General features: G+C 39.2%; 11 protein-coding genes. 3 read left to right on the forward strand and 8 right to left on the reverse strand.

Going from position 1 to position 17,498, the window contains the following annotated elements; genetic code table 11:
* Positions 1–16: 16 nt before the first annotated feature.
* From QNI22_RS26415 to QNI22_RS26430, 4 genes are all read right to left on the reverse strand, one after another.
* Complete coding sequence (locus QNI22_RS26415) at positions 17–1,522, reverse strand: RagB/SusD family nutrient uptake outer membrane protein (protein ID WP_314515325.1); 1,506 nt, start codon at positions 1,520–1,522, stop codon at positions 17–19.
* Positions 1,523–1,542: 20 nt separating this feature from the next.
* The gene (locus QNI22_RS26420; RefSeq protein ID WP_314515328.1) at positions 1,543–4,959 is read right to left on the reverse strand and encodes a TonB-dependent receptor; all 3,417 of its coding nucleotides are present in this window, start codon (positions 4,957–4,959) and stop codon (positions 1,543–1,545) included.
* 313 nt (positions 4,960–5,272) lie between these two features.
* On the reverse strand, positions 5,273–6,367 hold the full coding sequence (locus QNI22_RS26425; protein ID WP_314515330.1) for a FecR family protein: 1,095 nt from the start codon (positions 6,365–6,367) through the stop codon (positions 5,273–5,275).
* Positions 6,368–6,589: 222 nt separating this feature from the next.
* Complete coding sequence (locus QNI22_RS26430) at positions 6,590–7,159, reverse strand: RNA polymerase sigma factor (RefSeq protein ID WP_314515333.1); 570 nt, start codon at positions 7,157–7,159, stop codon at positions 6,590–6,592.
* 460 nt (positions 7,160–7,619) lie between these two features.
* Between QNI22_RS26430 and QNI22_RS26435 the strand changes: the two genes are divergently transcribed.
* Entirely contained in the window at positions 7,620–7,871 is a 252-nt protein-coding gene (locus QNI22_RS26435; RefSeq protein ID WP_314515336.1) for a hypothetical protein, read from the forward strand.
* Between the two features lie 137 nt (positions 7,872–8,008).
* Here QNI22_RS26435 and QNI22_RS26440 read toward each other — a convergent pair whose 3' ends face one another.
* On the reverse strand, positions 8,009–8,662 hold the full coding sequence (locus tag QNI22_RS26440; protein ID WP_314515339.1) for an NADPH-dependent F420 reductase: 654 nt from the start codon (positions 8,660–8,662) through the stop codon (positions 8,009–8,011).
* 105 nt (positions 8,663–8,767) lie between these two features.
* Here QNI22_RS26440 and QNI22_RS26445 point away from each other — a divergent pair, with 105 nt between their 5' ends.
* A complete protein-coding gene (locus QNI22_RS26445) occupies positions 8,768–9,142 on the forward strand; it encodes a winged helix-turn-helix transcriptional regulator (RefSeq protein ID WP_314515342.1) in 375 nt (124 codons plus the stop codon).
* A gap of 33 nt (positions 9,143–9,175) precedes the next feature.
* Here QNI22_RS26445 and QNI22_RS26450 read toward each other — a convergent pair whose 3' ends face one another.
* Entirely contained in the window at positions 9,176–12,361 is a 3,186-nt protein-coding gene (locus tag QNI22_RS26450) for a PAS domain S-box protein (protein WP_314515343.1), read from the reverse strand.
* 360 nt (positions 12,362–12,721) lie between these two features.
* Here QNI22_RS26450 and QNI22_RS26455 point away from each other — a divergent pair, with 360 nt between their 5' ends.
* Positions 12,722–14,704 carry a KUP/HAK/KT family potassium transporter gene (locus QNI22_RS26455; RefSeq protein WP_314515345.1) on the forward strand — a complete coding sequence of 661 codons (1,983 nt, stop codon included), beginning with the start codon at positions 12,722–12,724 and terminating at the stop codon, positions 14,702–14,704.
* 62 nt (positions 14,705–14,766) lie between these two features.
* Here QNI22_RS26455 and QNI22_RS26460 read toward each other — a convergent pair whose 3' ends face one another.
* Together QNI22_RS26460 and QNI22_RS26465 are read right to left on the reverse strand one after the other, a co-directional pair.
* Positions 14,767–15,717, reverse strand: a complete 951-nt coding sequence (locus QNI22_RS26460) for an arginase family protein (protein WP_314515347.1) — start codon at positions 15,715–15,717, stop codon at positions 14,767–14,769.
* A gap of 412 nt (positions 15,718–16,129) precedes the next feature.
* On the reverse strand, positions 16,130–17,428 hold the full coding sequence (locus tag QNI22_RS26465; RefSeq protein ID WP_314515349.1) for a T9SS type A sorting domain-containing protein: 1,299 nt from the start codon (positions 17,426–17,428) through the stop codon (positions 16,130–16,132).
* Positions 17,429–17,498: the final 70 nt, after the last annotated feature.

Genomic DNA, 17,498 nt, shown 5'->3' on the forward strand with positions numbered 1-17,498 from the left:
TGAGTGTCAGATACTATTAATTGTAGCCAGGGTTCTGTTCCAGCGTTTTGTTGGTTACATCGATCTCCTGTTGTGGAATAGGTAATACTTCATGTATACCTTCCTTAAATCCTGGCAGTACATCATCAGCTTTTCCTGTACGGACCAGATCAAAGAACCGATGGCCTTCCGTGGCTAATTCTAACCTACGTTCATTGTAGATATTATCCAATGTTGCTTCTACTTCGCCTAATCCTACCCGTTTACGCACTTCATTCAGATAGAACTTCGCTTTTGACAGATCTCCTCCCCCACGTACCAATGCTTCAGCTTCCATCAGATAGACGTCTGCCAGGCGAATTTCGATTTCATTGATAGGCCAGTTAAGTTCTGCTGTACCTACAGTAGAGCGAAACGCCTTTAAAGGTGCATATTTACGAATAAAATAGTCGGTATTCTGATAACGTTTGGTGTAGGTAGCTCCTTCTGCCTGAAGCTTCTTACCATCAATAATAGTAGCATCAAAACGGGGATCATCTTTTAGTGCCTGAGCCAATGACTCAGTAACCGGACAGAACCCCCAACCATTCGAATAGGTATTTCCATTGAAATCGGCAGGTCCAACAAATTGAGGAGCAACATTACCTTCACCACCATTGACCCATCCCCAATCACCCCAGGAAGCTTTTGTAGAATGTGGTATTTCAAGAATAGACTCTGAATTATACTGATTGTCAGGCCGGAAAATATCTTCAAATTTAGTCACCAGTGCATATACTCCCGAAGTATTTATTTCTTCAAACAAGGCAACAGCTTCAGCCATGCGACTGTTATTATTCTGATACAAGACAGCTTTGCCTAACAGGGCAGTTGCAGCCCCTTTTGTTAAACGGCCTTTTTCTGCAATTGGCAAGCTAACAGGTAAATCAACTCTTGCTTCTCCCAGATCTTTTTCGATCTGTGCATAGATAGCAGCTGGCTCTACCTGCTTCTGACCGTATAAGTCACTGGTAGGAATAGCTCCGGTAATCAGTGGAATACGTCCAAAGAAACGTACCAGATCAAAATAAAAATAAGCTCTCAAGGCTTTCGCTTCGGCAATTACTCTTTTTTTGAAATCAGCACTTAGCCCGGGGGCATTATCAATTTTAGATAAGAGCAGATTGGCACGATACACACCTGTATAATTCTTTTGCCATAAACCTGTTTGTGGCCCTAGATAAGGATTTAACGTAAACTTATCCCAGGCTACCCATCCTGGCTGATCAGAGGCATCACTCCCTCCTGCATAACAATCGTCTGAAGCGGTACTGAGCAAAGGCATTTTCATGGTATATCCACCAGAAGTACCCCATTGAATTACATCATATATAGCAATCAGCCCCTCCATAACCTGCTGCTGGTTCTGGTAAAAATTATCTTCCAATTGTGTTCCTCTGGGTTTTAATTCCAGAAATTCACCACAAGCAGTAAGGAAATATAAACCAGATATAAGCAAAATCGTATATAAGCGAGTTGAATATTTCATTTTCGTAAGTGTCATAATTACGCTAGAATTAAGAATTATAAACCAAGATTGAGACCTACCATGAATGCACGAGCTTGTGGATAAATACCTCTATCGACTCCCATACTACCTCCACCTATTTCAGGATCAAATCCGGTATATTTGGTAAATGTCAGCAAGTTGTTTCCGGTTATATAGATACGGACACGTTTCAAACCTGCTTTTCCAACAATGGCCTGAGGAAGAGAATAGCCAATCTGTAATACTTTAATACGGAAATAAGAACCGTTTTCAACAAAGAAGTCGGAACTACGGCTAAAGTTTTGGTTTACGTCGTTGATCGTCAAACGAGGGAAATGGTTAGATGTTCCTTCACCAGTCCAGCGTCCCAATGCTTCAGTAGTCCAATTGGCAGTTGGCAAATCAAATCGGCGAATGCCCTTGAAAACATCATTTCCGGCAACACCCTGCCCAAATACCATCAGATCAAACCCTTTCCAGCTGGCACTAGCTGTCAATCCAAAAGTCCAGTCAGGAGTAGGATTGCCAATCATGGTACGGTCATCGTTGTCTATTTTGCCATCTTTATTAACGTCTACAAAGCGAATATCTCCTGGTTTAGCATTGGATTGTAGCATTTGTCCTTCGCTGTTTACATAGCTTGCTATATCCTCAGTATTTTGGAAAAGTCCATCTGTCTTAAATCCAAACAGATAACCTACAGGCTTACCTACTTCCGTACGGGTGATCTCTACCTGTTGCGGACCAAAACGTTGTCCTTGTAAGTACTTTTTATCTGCTCCCAGATAAGTCACTTCATTTTTCAGATAAGAAACGTTTCCATTGATACGGAACTTGACATCTCCGAAATTGGTAGAATACCCCAGTTCTATTTCATATCCTTTGTTAACCATATCCGCTACGTTACCAACAGGACCATTATTACCAGCATACCAGGGAACTGCAATATCCAGCAGCATACCCGTAGTTTTCTTATGGTACATATCAAATGTAAAGGAAACCTTTCCAAATAACGTTGCATCGAAGCCGATATCAGTTTGTGATGTTTGTTCCCACTTCAAATCAGGGTTAGAGATAGCATTGGGGCTTACTCCATTGATCAGTGTAACACTTGATCCATTACCCAAGGTATAATTACGTCCTCCGCCTACAGTTGCCAGATAGCGAAAATCCTGAATGTTGTCATTTCCGGTGATACCATAGGAAGCTCTGAATTTCAGGAAATTTACAATATTGTTAGTAGGCCAGAAACGTTCGTTTGAAGCTACCCAGCCTACAGATACGGATGGAAACGTACCATATTTATTATTAGGTCCAAATCTGGAAGAACCATCCCGACGGATAATACCTGTGAACAGATACCGTTCTTCATAATTGTATATCACCCGGCCAAAAACGGATGCTAATGTATTTTGATATTCTCCCCCATTAAAATATTGATTGGTTTGTGGAACTGGGTATCCCAGAGAAGCATCATTTAAGTTGTTAACAGGCAGTCCGGTACGGGTTCCACCCTGCGTTTCGCCATAGTTACGTTGCGCAGTTGTTCCAACTAATGCTGTTAGATTGTGTTTTCCAAATGTACGTGTATACGAAGCTGTATTTTCCCATAACCAGAACAGGCCACGATTAATCCCTCGGTTATAATCATTTACATCATTCTGGTTTGTTGCATTCAGATAGTATACAGGCGAAAAACTCTGATCACCCCAAAATGCCAGATCAACTCCTGCACTTGATCGTAATTTTAAACCCTTTATAGGCTCTAATTCCAGAAAGGCATTACCAACTATTTTATCAGACCAGTTTCTACCCTGAGTTACTGCCAGCGCAGCTATAGGGTTCAATATCTCGGAAGTGACAATGTTGGAAATACCATAGGGTCGCCCCTGTGCATCTCTTACCACAGGCTTATCTGTATATGGACTGGTATTTAATACATCAGGATCTGTTACAATAATTGGAGTAATCGGATCGATGTTGATCGCTCTATTCAAAGGTGCTCCCCACTCACTATTCGGATCAATACCTTTGGAGTTAATACGGGTATAGCCAATATTGCTACCAAAAGTAACTGCCTTGGTTATTTTATGTGTAGAGTTAAACCGGGTTGTAAAACGTCTGTATTGAGAATTGGAAGGAGCGACAATACCATCCTGGCTTAAATACCCAAATGAAGCAAAGTAGGTGGATTTTTCACTTCCGGCAGACAAACTCAACTCATGATTCTGGATAGGTGCATTGTTGCTAAATACAGCATCCTGCCAATCTGTTCCTTTTCCCAGTTGTGCCGGATTTTGAAAACGAATTTGTCCGCCTCCAGCAACTGTTGCTTCATTTAACAAAGTGGCATATTGCTCAGCATTCAACAATTTTAATCTTCTCCAGGGAGCCTGTATCCCCATGTATCCATTATAGTTCACTTCCATCTGCCCACTTCTACCTTTCTTGGTGGTCACAATAATAACCCCATTAGCTGCCCGTGCACCATAAATAGAAGCAGAAGCTGCATCTTTTAGCACTTCAATAGACTCAATATCTGCCTGGTTCAGATAATCAATACCTCCACCAATCTGCACTCCATCCACAATATACAGCGGATCACTATTATTGATAGAGGTTGTCCCTCTGATTCGTACAGTTGAACCCGCACCTGGTTGTCCCGAGCTAGAAGTAATGGTAAGACCAGAAGTTCTACCCTGTAAAGATTGTTCAACACGGGTTACTGGCATATTCTCCAGATCTGAGGACTTTACAGAAGAAATAGCACCAGTCACAACGCTCTTTTTCTGAGAACCGTAACCTACTACCACAATCTCCTCAAGTGCCTTTACATCCGGAACCAGAGCCACGTTTACCTCTGAACGATTTCCAACTACTGTCTCCTCAGATAAGAAACCAATAAAACTTACTATCAGAACAGCTTCTGTTCCTTTTAGCGTCAGTGTGTATTTTCCTTCTATATCTGTTACAGTGCCATTGGTGGTTCCTTTCTCAAGCACGGTTGCTCCAACAACGGGCTCTCCATCCTGTTGAGATGTTATCTTACCTGTTATTTGCTGAGCAAGCATATCTGTTGTACCTTCTGTGATAGATGCCTGATCCATGAATGCAGAAGAATCCATTACAGAACCTATAGGGTTTAGTAAAATCCTACTACCATTCAGTTCATAAGAAATATCCAGGGGCGTCAATAATTTTTCCAGCACTTTAACCAGTTGTTCATCGGCAACCTTTATAGATATTTTTCGGTGTGCTCCAATCAACTGATGGCTGTATACGAAGTGCACGTTCGTCTGCTGTTCTATTTTTGAAAGAATTGTTTTGATAGTTTGCTGATTCATTTGCAAACTAACTTTTCGTTCCAAAATTCCTTGAGCAAGTCCACTATGGGCAAAGGCTACTATGGAAACTAGCGCAGCTATGAAAGTTTGTATAATTATTACTTTCATAGAAAACAAAATAAATTTTGTAAACTGTGAATGAATTTTCATAAATTGAATTGTCTTTGTTGAATTGTAAGGAAGTAGACAAAGTCGTCCCCTTATGTGAAGTTTTTTCACACAGAAGAAATTATTGCGGGGAGCAGTCCAATGGTGGTGGCACACTATTGGACTTTTTATTTGTATAAGGAAGTAGACATTTAGGTTATCATAGGTGGCTTAAGGGGTTATAATGAAATGATCGATTGATAGAAAGTAGATTATAATGAACGCTTAAAGAGGTTGCCTAATAGCTGGAAGTAACCTGAATCGAAATGTCAGCTTACTTATGGCATCCTTTACTAAATAATATTATCTGATTATCCACTCGCTCATAAGTAGCACCCAGTATTTTACATAATAGATCCAGTTTCTGTTCTAAGGTTTCGTTATAGAAAGTGACAGTAACCGTACATTCCTTCAGATGTTCCATATCATAAATCATCCCTACATTATGAATATTCCCTAAGGCTGTTAGTACTTCAGGCACTGTTTTCTCTTCAAATACCAGTTGTGAAGCAACAATTGGTTTAGAACTTAACACATTTTCTTTTGTGAGCATTTGAGTATCACGCAGATAAACAGCTTGTTGTTGGGGATTCAGAGTCATTACTTCCGCTGGTATTGCTTCATTCTGATTGCTCTGAGAAGAATCCGGCACTTGGACAGATACTTTACCAGTCTTCACGGCAACTACTACACTTTTAGCATTAGGATATGCTTTGATAATAAAACTGGTACCTAATACTGTGGTAATCGTTTTATCTGCCAAGACAATAAACGGACGATCTGACTCATGCTGAATCTTAAAGAAGGCCTCTCCAGACAACTGAACCTCCCGCTTTTTTGATGTAAACTGACGATTATATTTTAACCAGCTTCCTGGATATAAAAATATTTTACTACCATCAGTAAGGTCGATACGTTCAATCTGTCCGGAACGATTTGTATATAGGATATTGTCGTCATCTGAGGTACCTCTAAATACTATAGGGATATTCAGTGTATGATTAATTTCATGTTTATACTGATTATACACGATTCCCAGGACAATGATTATACTGGCAGCTATTCCTATCCGCAACAAAGTTCTCCATATAGGAATACTTCTTCCATCTAATGAACTCTCTAGTACAGAATCTCCTGCTTTTACCTGCGACACATTATCAACTGCTCTACCTTTTGCATGAATGGACTCAGGGAGAATCTCATTCCATAACTTGCTCTTCAATGCTTCTTCTTCTATCTTAGATAAGGCAGCAGGATACGGTCCTTTATCCAAACCTTCATACCATCGATTTAGTAAGTGTTGTTCTTCTGGCGTTATAGTTCCTATAAGATATTTATCAAGCAGTGATTGTAATTCTTCCTTTGTCATGAAGTATAGTGAATAGAGCCTTTACAATATAGGAGTCGCAAAAAAAGTGGCCTATCCCTAATTACAAATAAAAATTATTTGAAAGATTATATTAATAGAACCGAAAATCCCAAAATATATTAGAAAAATACTAATAACTTTCCTAGGACATACGAAAGTTCGGCATATATTCTGTTCTGAGTAGAACATAATATGCTCAGAAATCTTTTTGAAAAAGATTTCTTAATTCAGATAGAATAATAGGAGAGCTACAAAATCTTTCAAATGATCTTTCATAAGCTTTAAAGATTTTGTCAGATGATATTCTACTGCTTTTTCTGATATCTGCAACATAGCAGCAATTTCCTTTACAGAACGTTGTTCAATTCGGCTCAATCGAAAAACTTCTCTGGTCTTTTCTGGCAACTTCTCTATACTATCATGAAGGGCTAATGTAAGATCGTTGGCAGCAATATCCTCTTCAGTACTTTGAGTTGTAGAAACTAGTACTGACCGATAAGTATGACTGTAGTTTTCTTCTGTCAGATGAGCTCTTATGTGGTCAATAACTCTATATTTGACAGCGCCCATGAGGTAACGCTCCAAGTTATCAATTTGATTTACAATACGTTTATTCCAAAGACTTATAAATAAATCCTGTACAAGCTCTTCTGAAGCTTCCCTTACTTTAATTTTACGATAGATTACCCAAAATACCTTTGACCAGTATCTTTCATATATTTCCGTAAATGCACCTTCATCCCCACTTTGCAAAGCGGTAACCAAAGCTGCATCATCCCATTCTGCATACATACTGTTCTGTATATTACCCAACGTTATTGCCTGTCTATTACTCTCTAATTACAAAAATATATTCGCAATATACAAAATTACAGATGTTGTACACAACTAGATATGGCCTAAAAAGGGCAATTTTTTATCTGCATAAAAATATTATTTAATAACTATTTCCCTAAATCCTTCAATTATAAGATACTAAAACAGTTATACTATTAAGTATAATTGTTTTACCCTTATCAAAATAGTATGAATAACATAAAGCATTCCCAAAACAGCGCTCTTTTGTAGAGGTTCATCCTCAAACATTTGTTTTTGTTACCTGAGTTCTGTTAAAATTGACCAAATATATGATAGCCTAATTTATATCTAGATTTTGGCAGGAATTTTTACCGGTTATATCAAAACATACAGTCGCTATATGAGTTTATAAAAAGAGAAAGTACTATACAACCCAATACAAACTTCTATTCTCATGAAAAGTGCTCCTAACACTATCCATGCCGAACTTGCCAAGGCCAGAGAGGAAATTGAGCAATTACATATTCGCATGCATGAATTCAGTAAATTACCTCTTAAGATTCGACTAGTCAGATTTAGAGAAATTATACATACTAGTGGAAAAATATTCTTTCTGAATCATTTAATTCATGACCTGGAAGAAGAACTTTATAAACAAACGCCTACCACACAAGAACAGTCTCCCGACAATATGTCTGCCGGATAGAATAAAGATTCCCAGCATCCTGATTAGCTACAATTTCTATTTACTTTGATCAGAAAATACATATTTTTCTTACTGTCATCCCATCTTAACTGTACATTTCCCGATCATTTCTACAACTATCAGAATCACCTATTTACTTACCTGATTATTTTAAAAGCTAAAGTAGCATTCTGTGTAGTCAAATATATACTCAGCCAGACAGGTAACATCATCTCCGTACTGCGAGCGTGTCGTATATCTCCCAGATCCATTATATCATTCCAACCAAACTGATGTAATAACTCACTAACTTGTGATTTAGCTTCCAGATCATTACCCGCAACAAGCATTGTTGCATCTCCACCAGATGTATGTGCATTAACCATTACACTACAGGTTACAATATTCAACGTTTTAACAACTTTAGTATCAGGTAAAAGCTCTTGAATGGCTTCTCCCAACGAATAGGTATTACACAATTCAGGAATAAGTATAGGTGGCATTCCTTTACTAAAATCAAGCGGGTTACTCACATCAACCAAAATTTTGCCTGAAAAATGTTTTTTATCACAACTCTTCAGAATGTCCAGGGAGGCCTCACCCTTCGTACAGTTAAAAAGCATTTCGCCAAATGCAACTGTATCATTGAATGTTCCTTGTAAGGCGTTGGTACCATACTTGGTTACCCATTCCCCAGCTTTTTCGTTATCTGACGTCCGTGAACCTAACATAACTATATACCCTAGCTCCAATAACTTTGCACCAATGGTTTGTCCTACTATACCAGTGCCTAATACTCCTATCTTTTTCATCGTATTTGCTTTTTAATCAGTGATAAAATTATAGGAACAAACATACGATTACTACTTTTGCAAGTAAATAACTGTCAATTTTGACAGGTTGAAAAAAATACAATTATGATACTAAAAGGGGTAAATACAGCCTTCCGGCTAGATGAAAAATTATATCACTGCGCCATGGATATTACGATGGATTACATTGGCGGTAAATGGCGAACTGTTATTCTGTGGTATTTAAAAGAAAAGACAATGCGCTTTGCCGAAATAAAGAAGCATATTCCGGACATCACAGAAAAAATGTTGAGTATTCAGCTCAAACAACTAGAAAAAGATGGTCTGATCAAACGGGAAATGTTTGGCACCAAACCACCTGTTAGAGTGGAATACTCATTAACTGACTTTGGCAAAACATTAATACCTGTACTCAATGCAATTGCTAAATGGGGTAGAGATCTGGGCGAAAGCGAAGGAACGCTGGTTGAGCTAGATTAGCATTTGTACAAACTCACCACAGTATTTCCTTTTCTATTCAAAAGGTAGAAATATGGTAAATGTAGCTCCATTACCCAGTTGGCTGGTAGCGATTATAGCCCCGCCATGGTTAGTCACTACCTTTTCACAAATAGCAAGTCCAATACCTGTACCTGCGTATTCTACCCGGCTATGCAATCGTTGAAATATCTGAAAGATACGTTCTGCATATTCTTCTTCAAAGCCGATTCCATTATCAGATACTTTAATCTGATGATAGTAACGGGTATGTTTTATAACTTTAACAGAAGATGGCAGATTCTTAGAATCTATTTGCTGGTAACGAACTTCAACTATAGGAGCAACATCTTTCTTGTGAAACTTGAGTGCATTACTAAGCAAATTCTGAAATAATTGTTCCAACTGGGAGGCATCTCCAAAAACAGTAGGTAAAGGATCTGCCTGAATGATAGCCTTTGTTTCCTCTATACGCAATTCCAGTGCAGTCAGTACAGTACTTAAAACCTGAGTTAAAGAGACCGACTCTGACATATCTTTTTGGGATGACACTCTGGAAAAAGACAATAAGTCTCTGATAAGCACAGACATTCGTCCAGCAGCAGACTGCATACGTTCCAACAACTGTACTCCTTCTCCCAACTGATGAGCGTACTGTTTTTTAAGCAAATCGCCAAATGACTGCACTTTACGCAAAGGTTCCTGAAGATCATGGCTAGCGATGTATGCAAACTTTTCCAGATTATCATTAGACCGTAACAAAAGGGCATTCACTTCAAAAAGATCTTCATTGGCTGTAGCTAGCTCCTCATTGGTTGCAGCCAGCTCTTCATTGGTAACGGCCAATTCTTCTGTACGTTCCTGAACCTGTTGCTCAAGCTTTAGTTGTATCTGACGCTCTGCAGTTATATCGCGCACAGTACCAATCATTTTAACTGGTACACCTAGCTCATCAAAAAAAGTTAGTGCTTTGGCATGTAAAATATATTTTTTTCCATGTACAGGGTTTTGTATTGTATACTCTTCATCAAATACACCTCCTGATTCTATATTCATAGCCCAGTCCACTGCATCTTTGATTCGGTCTATATCATCTGGTGAAATAGAAGCATAAATCTCATTCAGGTCTGCATCTCCTTGTGTCAAATTGAACCATTCCTGAAAACGCTGTGAATAAAAAACATGGTTTGTGACCGGATCGAAACTCCAGGTACCCAGTTGAGCCAGATCTACAGCATTGCGCATGAAGGCTTCTGCTTCCTCTATTTTTTGACGGGCCTGTACCTGACCTGTAACTTCTGTAGCCGTAACAATAATACCATAGATGGCATTATCTGTATTACGCAAAGCTTTATAGATATAGTTGTAATAGCCAGTATAAGGCTGCCCATACCGTATCAATTCTATTCTCTCTTCTGGTTGATAAAATGTCTCTCCAGTATAAAATACCTTTGTAAGATTGTCCAGTAAGGCAGTAGTACGTAGTTCAGGAATAGCATCCATAAGAGGCAGACCCAATATAGGGTTGTCTCTGCCTATCATTTCCATCATATTCTCATTGACTGTCTGGACAATCATTTCCTCTCCTATCAATACCAGCTTAGCGACAGGGGAATTATAAATAATGCTTCGTGCAAATAAATCACTTTCTTCGAGTTGTTTTCTGGTTCTGACCTCTTCTGTAACATCAATGGCAACATCCAATATGGCATATACCTTACCACTAGTGTCAAATAAGGGTTGATAGGTAAAATTAAAATAGTATGTACCCAGTTTTCCATCTACAACCAGATCTGCTTTGGCTTCTCTTGCATGATAGGGTATACCTGTTGTGAAAACATCATCCAGAATTTGTAAAAAAGGTTGTCCTTCCAGTTCAGGCAAAGCATACCTTAAAGGTTTACCCATCACACTATCTCCTTTGCCCCAAAGCTTTATCATAGCCACATTTGACATTTCAATTACGAGATCCCGACCTGTAAACAATGACATAGCTACAGGCGAGTTTTCCACCAGGCTTCGTACTTTGGTTTCACTCTCTTCAAGCTTTTGTCTGGCTAGTACCTGTTCTGTCACATCAATAGCCATGATCATTACTCCACTAACAGAGCTATCTGTATTACGAAGAGGTGTATAAGTAAAATCAAAATAAGCATCTTCCTGTTTCCCTTGACGCTCCAGTTTTGCCAGCACACTACTCCCTATAACTGGTTTCCCTTCATCATACACCTGTTGCAGGAGTTCTATAAATCCCTGCCCTTCTATTTCAGGTAAGGCATCCATCAGCTTTAGCCCTTTAATGGAAGCATCTTTCCGCCAAAACTCAAATATTTTTTCATTACCCACTTCAATAACCATCTCCCGACCACTTAGCAGCCCAATTGCCATTGGCGCCTGCTGTATTATACTGCGAAAACGTTCTTCACTGGCTTCCAATTGCAGTTGAGCTTCCACCTCTACAGTAATATCCTGAGCAATTCCCGAAAAGAAGTACGGTTTCCCTTCTGCATCATATTGATACGTTCCAATAACCCGCACCCAGTGTACAGAGCCATCATCCCAAATAAAGCGGATCTGATACCGAAGCTTTCCTGTTTGCATAGACTCTTCATACGCAATATCCCGTAGCTTACGATCATCCGGATGAATATGCCCAATTAACTCTTCACGACTAAAACTTTTCCCTGAGCCTGTCATAATCCTGGCTAATTCAGACGAATACTCTAGTTCTCCACTATTCATCCGAATCGTGAACCAACCCGCATTGCCACCTTCCAATGCGAGTTCGGCCAATTGCTCAGAAGTAGCAGCCTGTTCTCTGAATTGCACTTGAGCCGTAATATCCTGAGCCACTCCAAAGAAGCGACGAGAGGTACTCTGTTCATCAAAATAAGTCTTTCCTCTGGCATGAATCCATCTCAATTGTCCATCAGATCTCAGAATACGAAAATGTATATCTACTATTGTTTGTCCAAGATCGAAAACTTGCACCATACTTTCCCGGACTTTTATCTGATCTTCAGAATATACATACTGGAAAACAGTTTTATACATAACCTCTTCATATTCAGAGAATCCATACAATTCTCTGCAACGTTTGTCCAGGTATACTTTCTGCTGAAGACTATCCAACTCCCACGTACCTACTCCTGCAAAATCCAACGCCAGCTGTAATCTATCGTTTCCAATTGGAAAAAGCTCATCAAAAGAATGTGTATCCATGTGTTATGATCTCTAAAAACTATTTCAGATCTAATTTTCTCTCAATATATAATTTTCCCAGCTAAAACTATTTTCGTGAAGTATTGCTATAAATAATACTATGCATTTTACATAGATAATACTATTGCTTTAAAAGAATGGGGACAGAATGGGTTACCGGACAATCGATTTATCATGAAAACTTACTTATCTTCAATGTATTAGTATATTATCAGCTTATGTGAAAAGTATTCATTTTTTTATTTTGGCAGAATATAGAATAGGTAACGCTAAAATTCCAACTGAATCAGGCATACACTTTTAGCTAACAAGTTTAAGAAACATATATTTTTAATCATAAATCAGTACATTTTTTTCCTCATGACAGGACACTCACATTCTCATCAGTCAGATTTTAACAAAGTCAGTGCAGCAGGTCTTCTTATAGCACTAGGCATTATTTATGGTGATATTGGAACCTCTCCCTTGTACGTAATGAAAGCCATTGTTGGAGAAGGCCATCAAATACAGGCACCATTGATACTGGGTGGACTTTCCTGCGTTTTCTGGACTATTACATTACAAACAACTGTCAAATATGTAATCCTCACATTACGAGCTGATAACAACGGGGAAGGAGGCATTTTTGCATTATATGCCCTGGTACGCAAACGTGCTACATGGCTGTATATTCCTGCGATTATCGGAGGTAGTACATTACTGGCTGATGGTATCATTACCCCACCAATTTCTGTAGCTTCTGCTATAGAAGGATTACGTATACTTTATCCGTCTATTGATACTATACCTATTATTCTGGCTATTCTATCCGGACTATTTTTGTTACAGGCATTTGGTACTAAAACAGTAGGGCGTTTGTTTGGCCCACTTATGCTTCTCTGGTTTGGAATGCTGGCGGTTCTGGGAATAACTCATTTGATTAAAATGCCTCAGGTACTTTCTGCATTAAATCCCTATTATGCATGGCAACTACTTACTCAGTATCCTGATGGCTTCTGGATTCTGGGGGCTGTCTTTTTGTGTACTACGGGTGCAGAAGCATTGTACTCAGATCTGGGACACTGCGGACGGGGTAATATCCGGGTAAGCTGGGTATTTGTAAAATCCTGTTTATTACTTAACTACTTTGGTCAGGGGGCTTGGCTTCTTAGCCAGGTAAATCAACCTCTCACTCATAATCCTTTTTATGCCTTAATGCCTGAGTGGTTTCTTTTACCAGGTATCTGTATTGCCACACTTGCTGCCATTATAGCTAGTCAGGCATTGATTTCGGGTTCGTTCACACTTATTGGAGAAGCCATGCGTCTTAGCTTCTGGCCACAGTCGCTTGTACGTTATCCAACTGAGGTGCGGGGACAACTTTACATTCCTTCTATAAACTGGCTTCTTTGGACAGGCTGCGTTGTGGTAGTTCTTTATTTCCGTGAGTCTTCCAGCATGGAAGCAGCTTATGGTCTGGCTATTACAGTAACTATGCTGGTTACTACCATCTTATTAAGCTGTTATTTATATAGTCAGAAGTTTCCTATCTGGGTTATTGGTTTGTTTCTACTGGTTTATTTAAGTCTGGAAGGATCGTTTCTGATTGCCAATCTGGACAAGTTTCCGCATGGAGGTTGGGTTAGTGTAGCCATTGGATTAATATTGGCAAGTATTATGTACATCTTTATTCGGGCACACCAAATCAAGAGTCGCTTGCTGGAATTTGTATCTCTACCAGAACAGATTCCAGGTTTACGCGAACTTAGCAATGATATAACTATCCCCAAATACGGAACACATTTGGTCTTTATGACTGCCGCAGGCAGTGAAGATCGTATAGAAAAAAATGCTATCGAATCCATATTCCTGCATGGACCTAAACGGGCAGATATCTATTGGTTTATCCATGTAGAAACCCTTGATGAACCCTATACCAAAGAATATAAAATTAATGTACTTGCTGCGGAAGATGTGATTAAGATAACATTCCGATTAGGATTCCGGGTTGAGCCTACTATTAATCTATTCTTCCGTCAGGTGCTGGAAGATATAGTTCAAAAAAAAGAGGTAGATATTATTTCACGCTATGAATCACTACACAATAAAAAGGTAACAGGTGATTTTACATTCATCATTTTTGAGCCTTTTCTTTCCTACGACAACGACTTACCGTTAATGGAGCAGGTTGTGATGAAAGGATATTTCTTTCTCAAACAATTCACTCTTTCCAAGCAACGCTGGTTCCAGTTGGAAGCTAATCGGGTAACTGTAGAGAAAGTCCCTATGGTGATTCGGCCACTGCCGGAAATGGATCTTGTTCGTGTAGAAGAACCTACACCTGAAAAGATAACAACACATTAAAAATTTTCTAGAATTCTCCTGCCCTGCTAAACTTGAGTCAGTAAGGCAGGAGAATAGAGTTACTATTTCTTCCTTGGCTTCACAACAGGTTCAAACAGAATCTGCTGTCCACATAAGGTATTCAGGCAAGTCACCAGATCGCTGGTATGAAGACTTAATACTGAGTTATAGTCATCTTTTCGATATCCTCCAAAAAGACATAAAACCAGTGGCAAAGGCTTCTGTCTTTTTTGGTCTATTTTCTGAACGAATTCATAAAACAGGCTGGAGCATTCCAACCACTCCTCTGTAGTACATTGCCCTCGGGTATCATCATCTTCATGGCTATCGGCTCCATGACAGAATACTACATAATCAATCCGTTTTTCCAGAATAGCATCCCGTAGCAGACCTAGCTCCCGACGCAGATTACTCATGTATTTCTGGTGGTTATCGCCTGGATTAATATTTCCAATCCCTCTGGGAACAGCCAGACTCAGATCTGAAACAAAACTACGGGAGTCTTCAATACTGTTTCCAAAATGTCCATCCAGATCTATGTATGCTCCTCTTAACCCTAGCTCCCTAAATAGTCTGACAGAGGCAATAACCTGTCCTGAAAACGTACAATACCCTACCCCAGCCTGAGGTATGGCATGGTGAAATCCACTCACCGGACTGAAACAAATCTCATCCGGATGGGTTACTGCATGTCTGATAGCATGATATAAACTTGCATTGGTGTATCGTATACTTTCAGCAAACTGAGGTGACCAATCAAGATTATTGCTTATAGCTAATGGCTTCTTTCCCGCAAAGAAACTATCTACATACTGTTCTGTATGTGCCAGATAGAAATCTTCCTGTGAAAATGGAAGAAAGTCGCCCTGTATGTTAATATAACTGCTAAGCTTATGTCTTTCCAGAAAGTTGAGCAACAGTTTGGGTTTCTGTGGAGAACGGGAAACATTTTTTCCGTTTTTATCCAGAACCATGTGAGGGGTATAAAAAGTATATAGTTGTGCTTTTCGCATAAGTAATCAGTGTAAAATATTCCAAAAGAGAAAACACCACGAAAAAGTGATGAGATAGTAGAATACTTTGCCTGACACAAGCAAAACCTGCATGTCAAATAAGACGACTATGACTGTTAAAAGAAATCAGAATGAGTCCTGCAAAGTATTAGTTGCAGAAGCTGTCGGGAGGGACACGGTGCGAGGTAACCCGCAAAATAATAGTGGTACGAATAGAGTGAGTCATTGTTATGGCTACCAAAACATTTTAGCCCACACAAAAGTATAAAATTTCCCTAGAAAGAAAAAAACAAATTTTTTTTACATAAAAACGCCAGTCTTTTCATAACCTACTTATCAGGTAGAAAAGACTGGCGTCCACTTATTTTTGTCAGCTACCTCTAACAGGTAGTCTAAGCTATTTTTTAGAAGCTTACTGCTTTACCACTTTAAACTGCTCCTTCTTTCCACTCTGATCTGTAATATGTACCAGATATAATCCAGGTGCCAGGAAATTATCTTTAAAGCGAACTGACTCTTCAGCAGATGCTTGTTGTGTAAAGACAACTCTACCATCCATTGCCAGCACCTTTACAGTCGCATTCTGAAAAGAAGGATTTAATTGGATAGATAGCTCTTCAACAAATGGGTTAGGAGATACTATGGACGCTCTGTCCAAATCATCACCTATAGTGGCTCCTGCTACACGGGAAGAAGAACTACCTCCTGTTGTAAAGGTGCTGGTAACGAAACTGCTACTGTAACACACCCACCCACCACGCACACGCACTTCGTATTTGGTATTAGGTTTTAAAGCTTTGGGAACAGTCCACTGATTTGCATTGGATGCTACTGGGGCAGAAATATAATCTTCACCTGCCCAATCAGCGGGATAACGATCAATCTCATAACTGGTGAAAATCCATTGTACACATTCTTTTGTTGAGTAATTTCCTGTTACAATAGTAGGTGTTAACGAAACTCCTGTTGCACCAGCAACCGGACTTATAAATTGAGGGCTAAGAGGACCACGAACAATAACAGGAATAGAATAGGTATTTTGGGATAACACACTTCCTTGTGAATCTGCACAGGTTAGTACCAGTTTTTTCAGCATCACCTGATTACGGGGTAGAGCTGCAGCATCAAAACTGTATGCAACCGCCAAGGGTTGAGTAGCCTGCTGAGTTGTTAATGCAAAAGTAGAAGAGACACTTTGAATAGCCCCCAATTCAAAATTAACAGTAATTTTCCGGGCATTAGGATTATTGGCATTTACACTCAGTTCAAATCCACGTGATAATTCATAGAGATTCAATGTATCTGCCGGGCTTATTAACAGAGGTTTGGTTTGTACAGGCAAAGGTTGAGAAATTGTAAAGATGGTATAATACTTCTGTGCAACCAGTTGACCTGAAGCGGTCACAGTTTTTACCTCAATAAGATATTGTTGTCCTGTGATCAATGCATTAGAAGGAACAGCGAAACTATTTGGTTGTCCGCTAACAACATTTTGATTCGTCTCATAGGCTAACTTACGTGGATCATTCAATAATATCTTCAGGTAGATTTTCTTTGCAGACACATCATTAGCTTGAACCTTAAGTACTACTGGTGCTAATATATTGACAGTGGAACGATCTGCTGGGGATACCAAAACCGGACTTGCTGCATAACTGGATAATGTTAAAAAGAAGCCCCACACAAGAAATAATCTGTAGAAGTAATTCATAAATTTATATTAATAGTTTAAGATATAATTTAACATATCGTTGTTTATTTATGACTTTTAGAACACATAG

The organism is Xanthocytophaga agilis, assembly GCF_030068605.1.
GTDB classification, from domain to species: Bacteria; Bacteroidota; Bacteroidia; order Cytophagales; family 172606-1; genus Xanthocytophaga; species Xanthocytophaga agilis.

Excerpts from the sequence above, each read along its gene's own strand:
- QNI22_RS26415 (WP_314515325.1), bottom strand. The coding sequence starts at position 1,522 with ATGACACTTACGAAAATGAAATATTCAACTCGCTTATATACGATTTTG.
- QNI22_RS26425 (WP_314515330.1), bottom strand. The coding sequence starts at position 6,367 with ATGACAAAGGAAGAATTACAATCACTGCTTGATAAATATCTTATAGGA.
- QNI22_RS26420 (WP_314515328.1), bottom strand. The coding sequence starts at position 4,959 with ATGAAAGTAATAATTATACAAACTTTCATAGCTGCGCTAGTTTCCATA.
- QNI22_RS26450 (WP_314515343.1), bottom strand. The coding sequence starts at position 12,361 with ATGGATACACATTCTTTTGATGAGCTTTTTCCAATTGGAAACGATAGA.
- QNI22_RS26460 (WP_314515347.1), bottom strand. The coding sequence starts at position 15,717 with ATGCGAAAAGCACAACTATATACTTTTTATACCCCTCACATGGTTCTG.
- QNI22_RS26435 (WP_314515336.1), top strand. The coding sequence starts at position 7,620 with ATGAAAAGTGCTCCTAACACTATCCATGCCGAACTTGCCAAGGCCAGA.
- QNI22_RS26430 (WP_314515333.1), bottom strand. The coding sequence starts at position 7,159 with ATGTATGCAGAATGGGATGATGCAGCTTTGGTTACCGCTTTGCAAAGT.
- QNI22_RS26455 (WP_314515345.1), top strand. The coding sequence starts at position 12,722 with ATGACAGGACACTCACATTCTCATCAGTCAGATTTTAACAAAGTCAGT.
- QNI22_RS26465 (WP_314515349.1), bottom strand. The coding sequence starts at position 17,428 with ATGAATTACTTCTACAGATTATTTCTTGTGTGGGGCTTCTTTTTAACA.
- QNI22_RS26440 (WP_314515339.1), bottom strand. The coding sequence starts at position 8,662 with ATGAAAAAGATAGGAGTATTAGGCACTGGTATAGTAGGACAAACCATT.
- QNI22_RS26445 (WP_314515342.1), top strand. The coding sequence starts at position 8,768 with ATGATACTAAAAGGGGTAAATACAGCCTTCCGGCTAGATGAAAAATTA.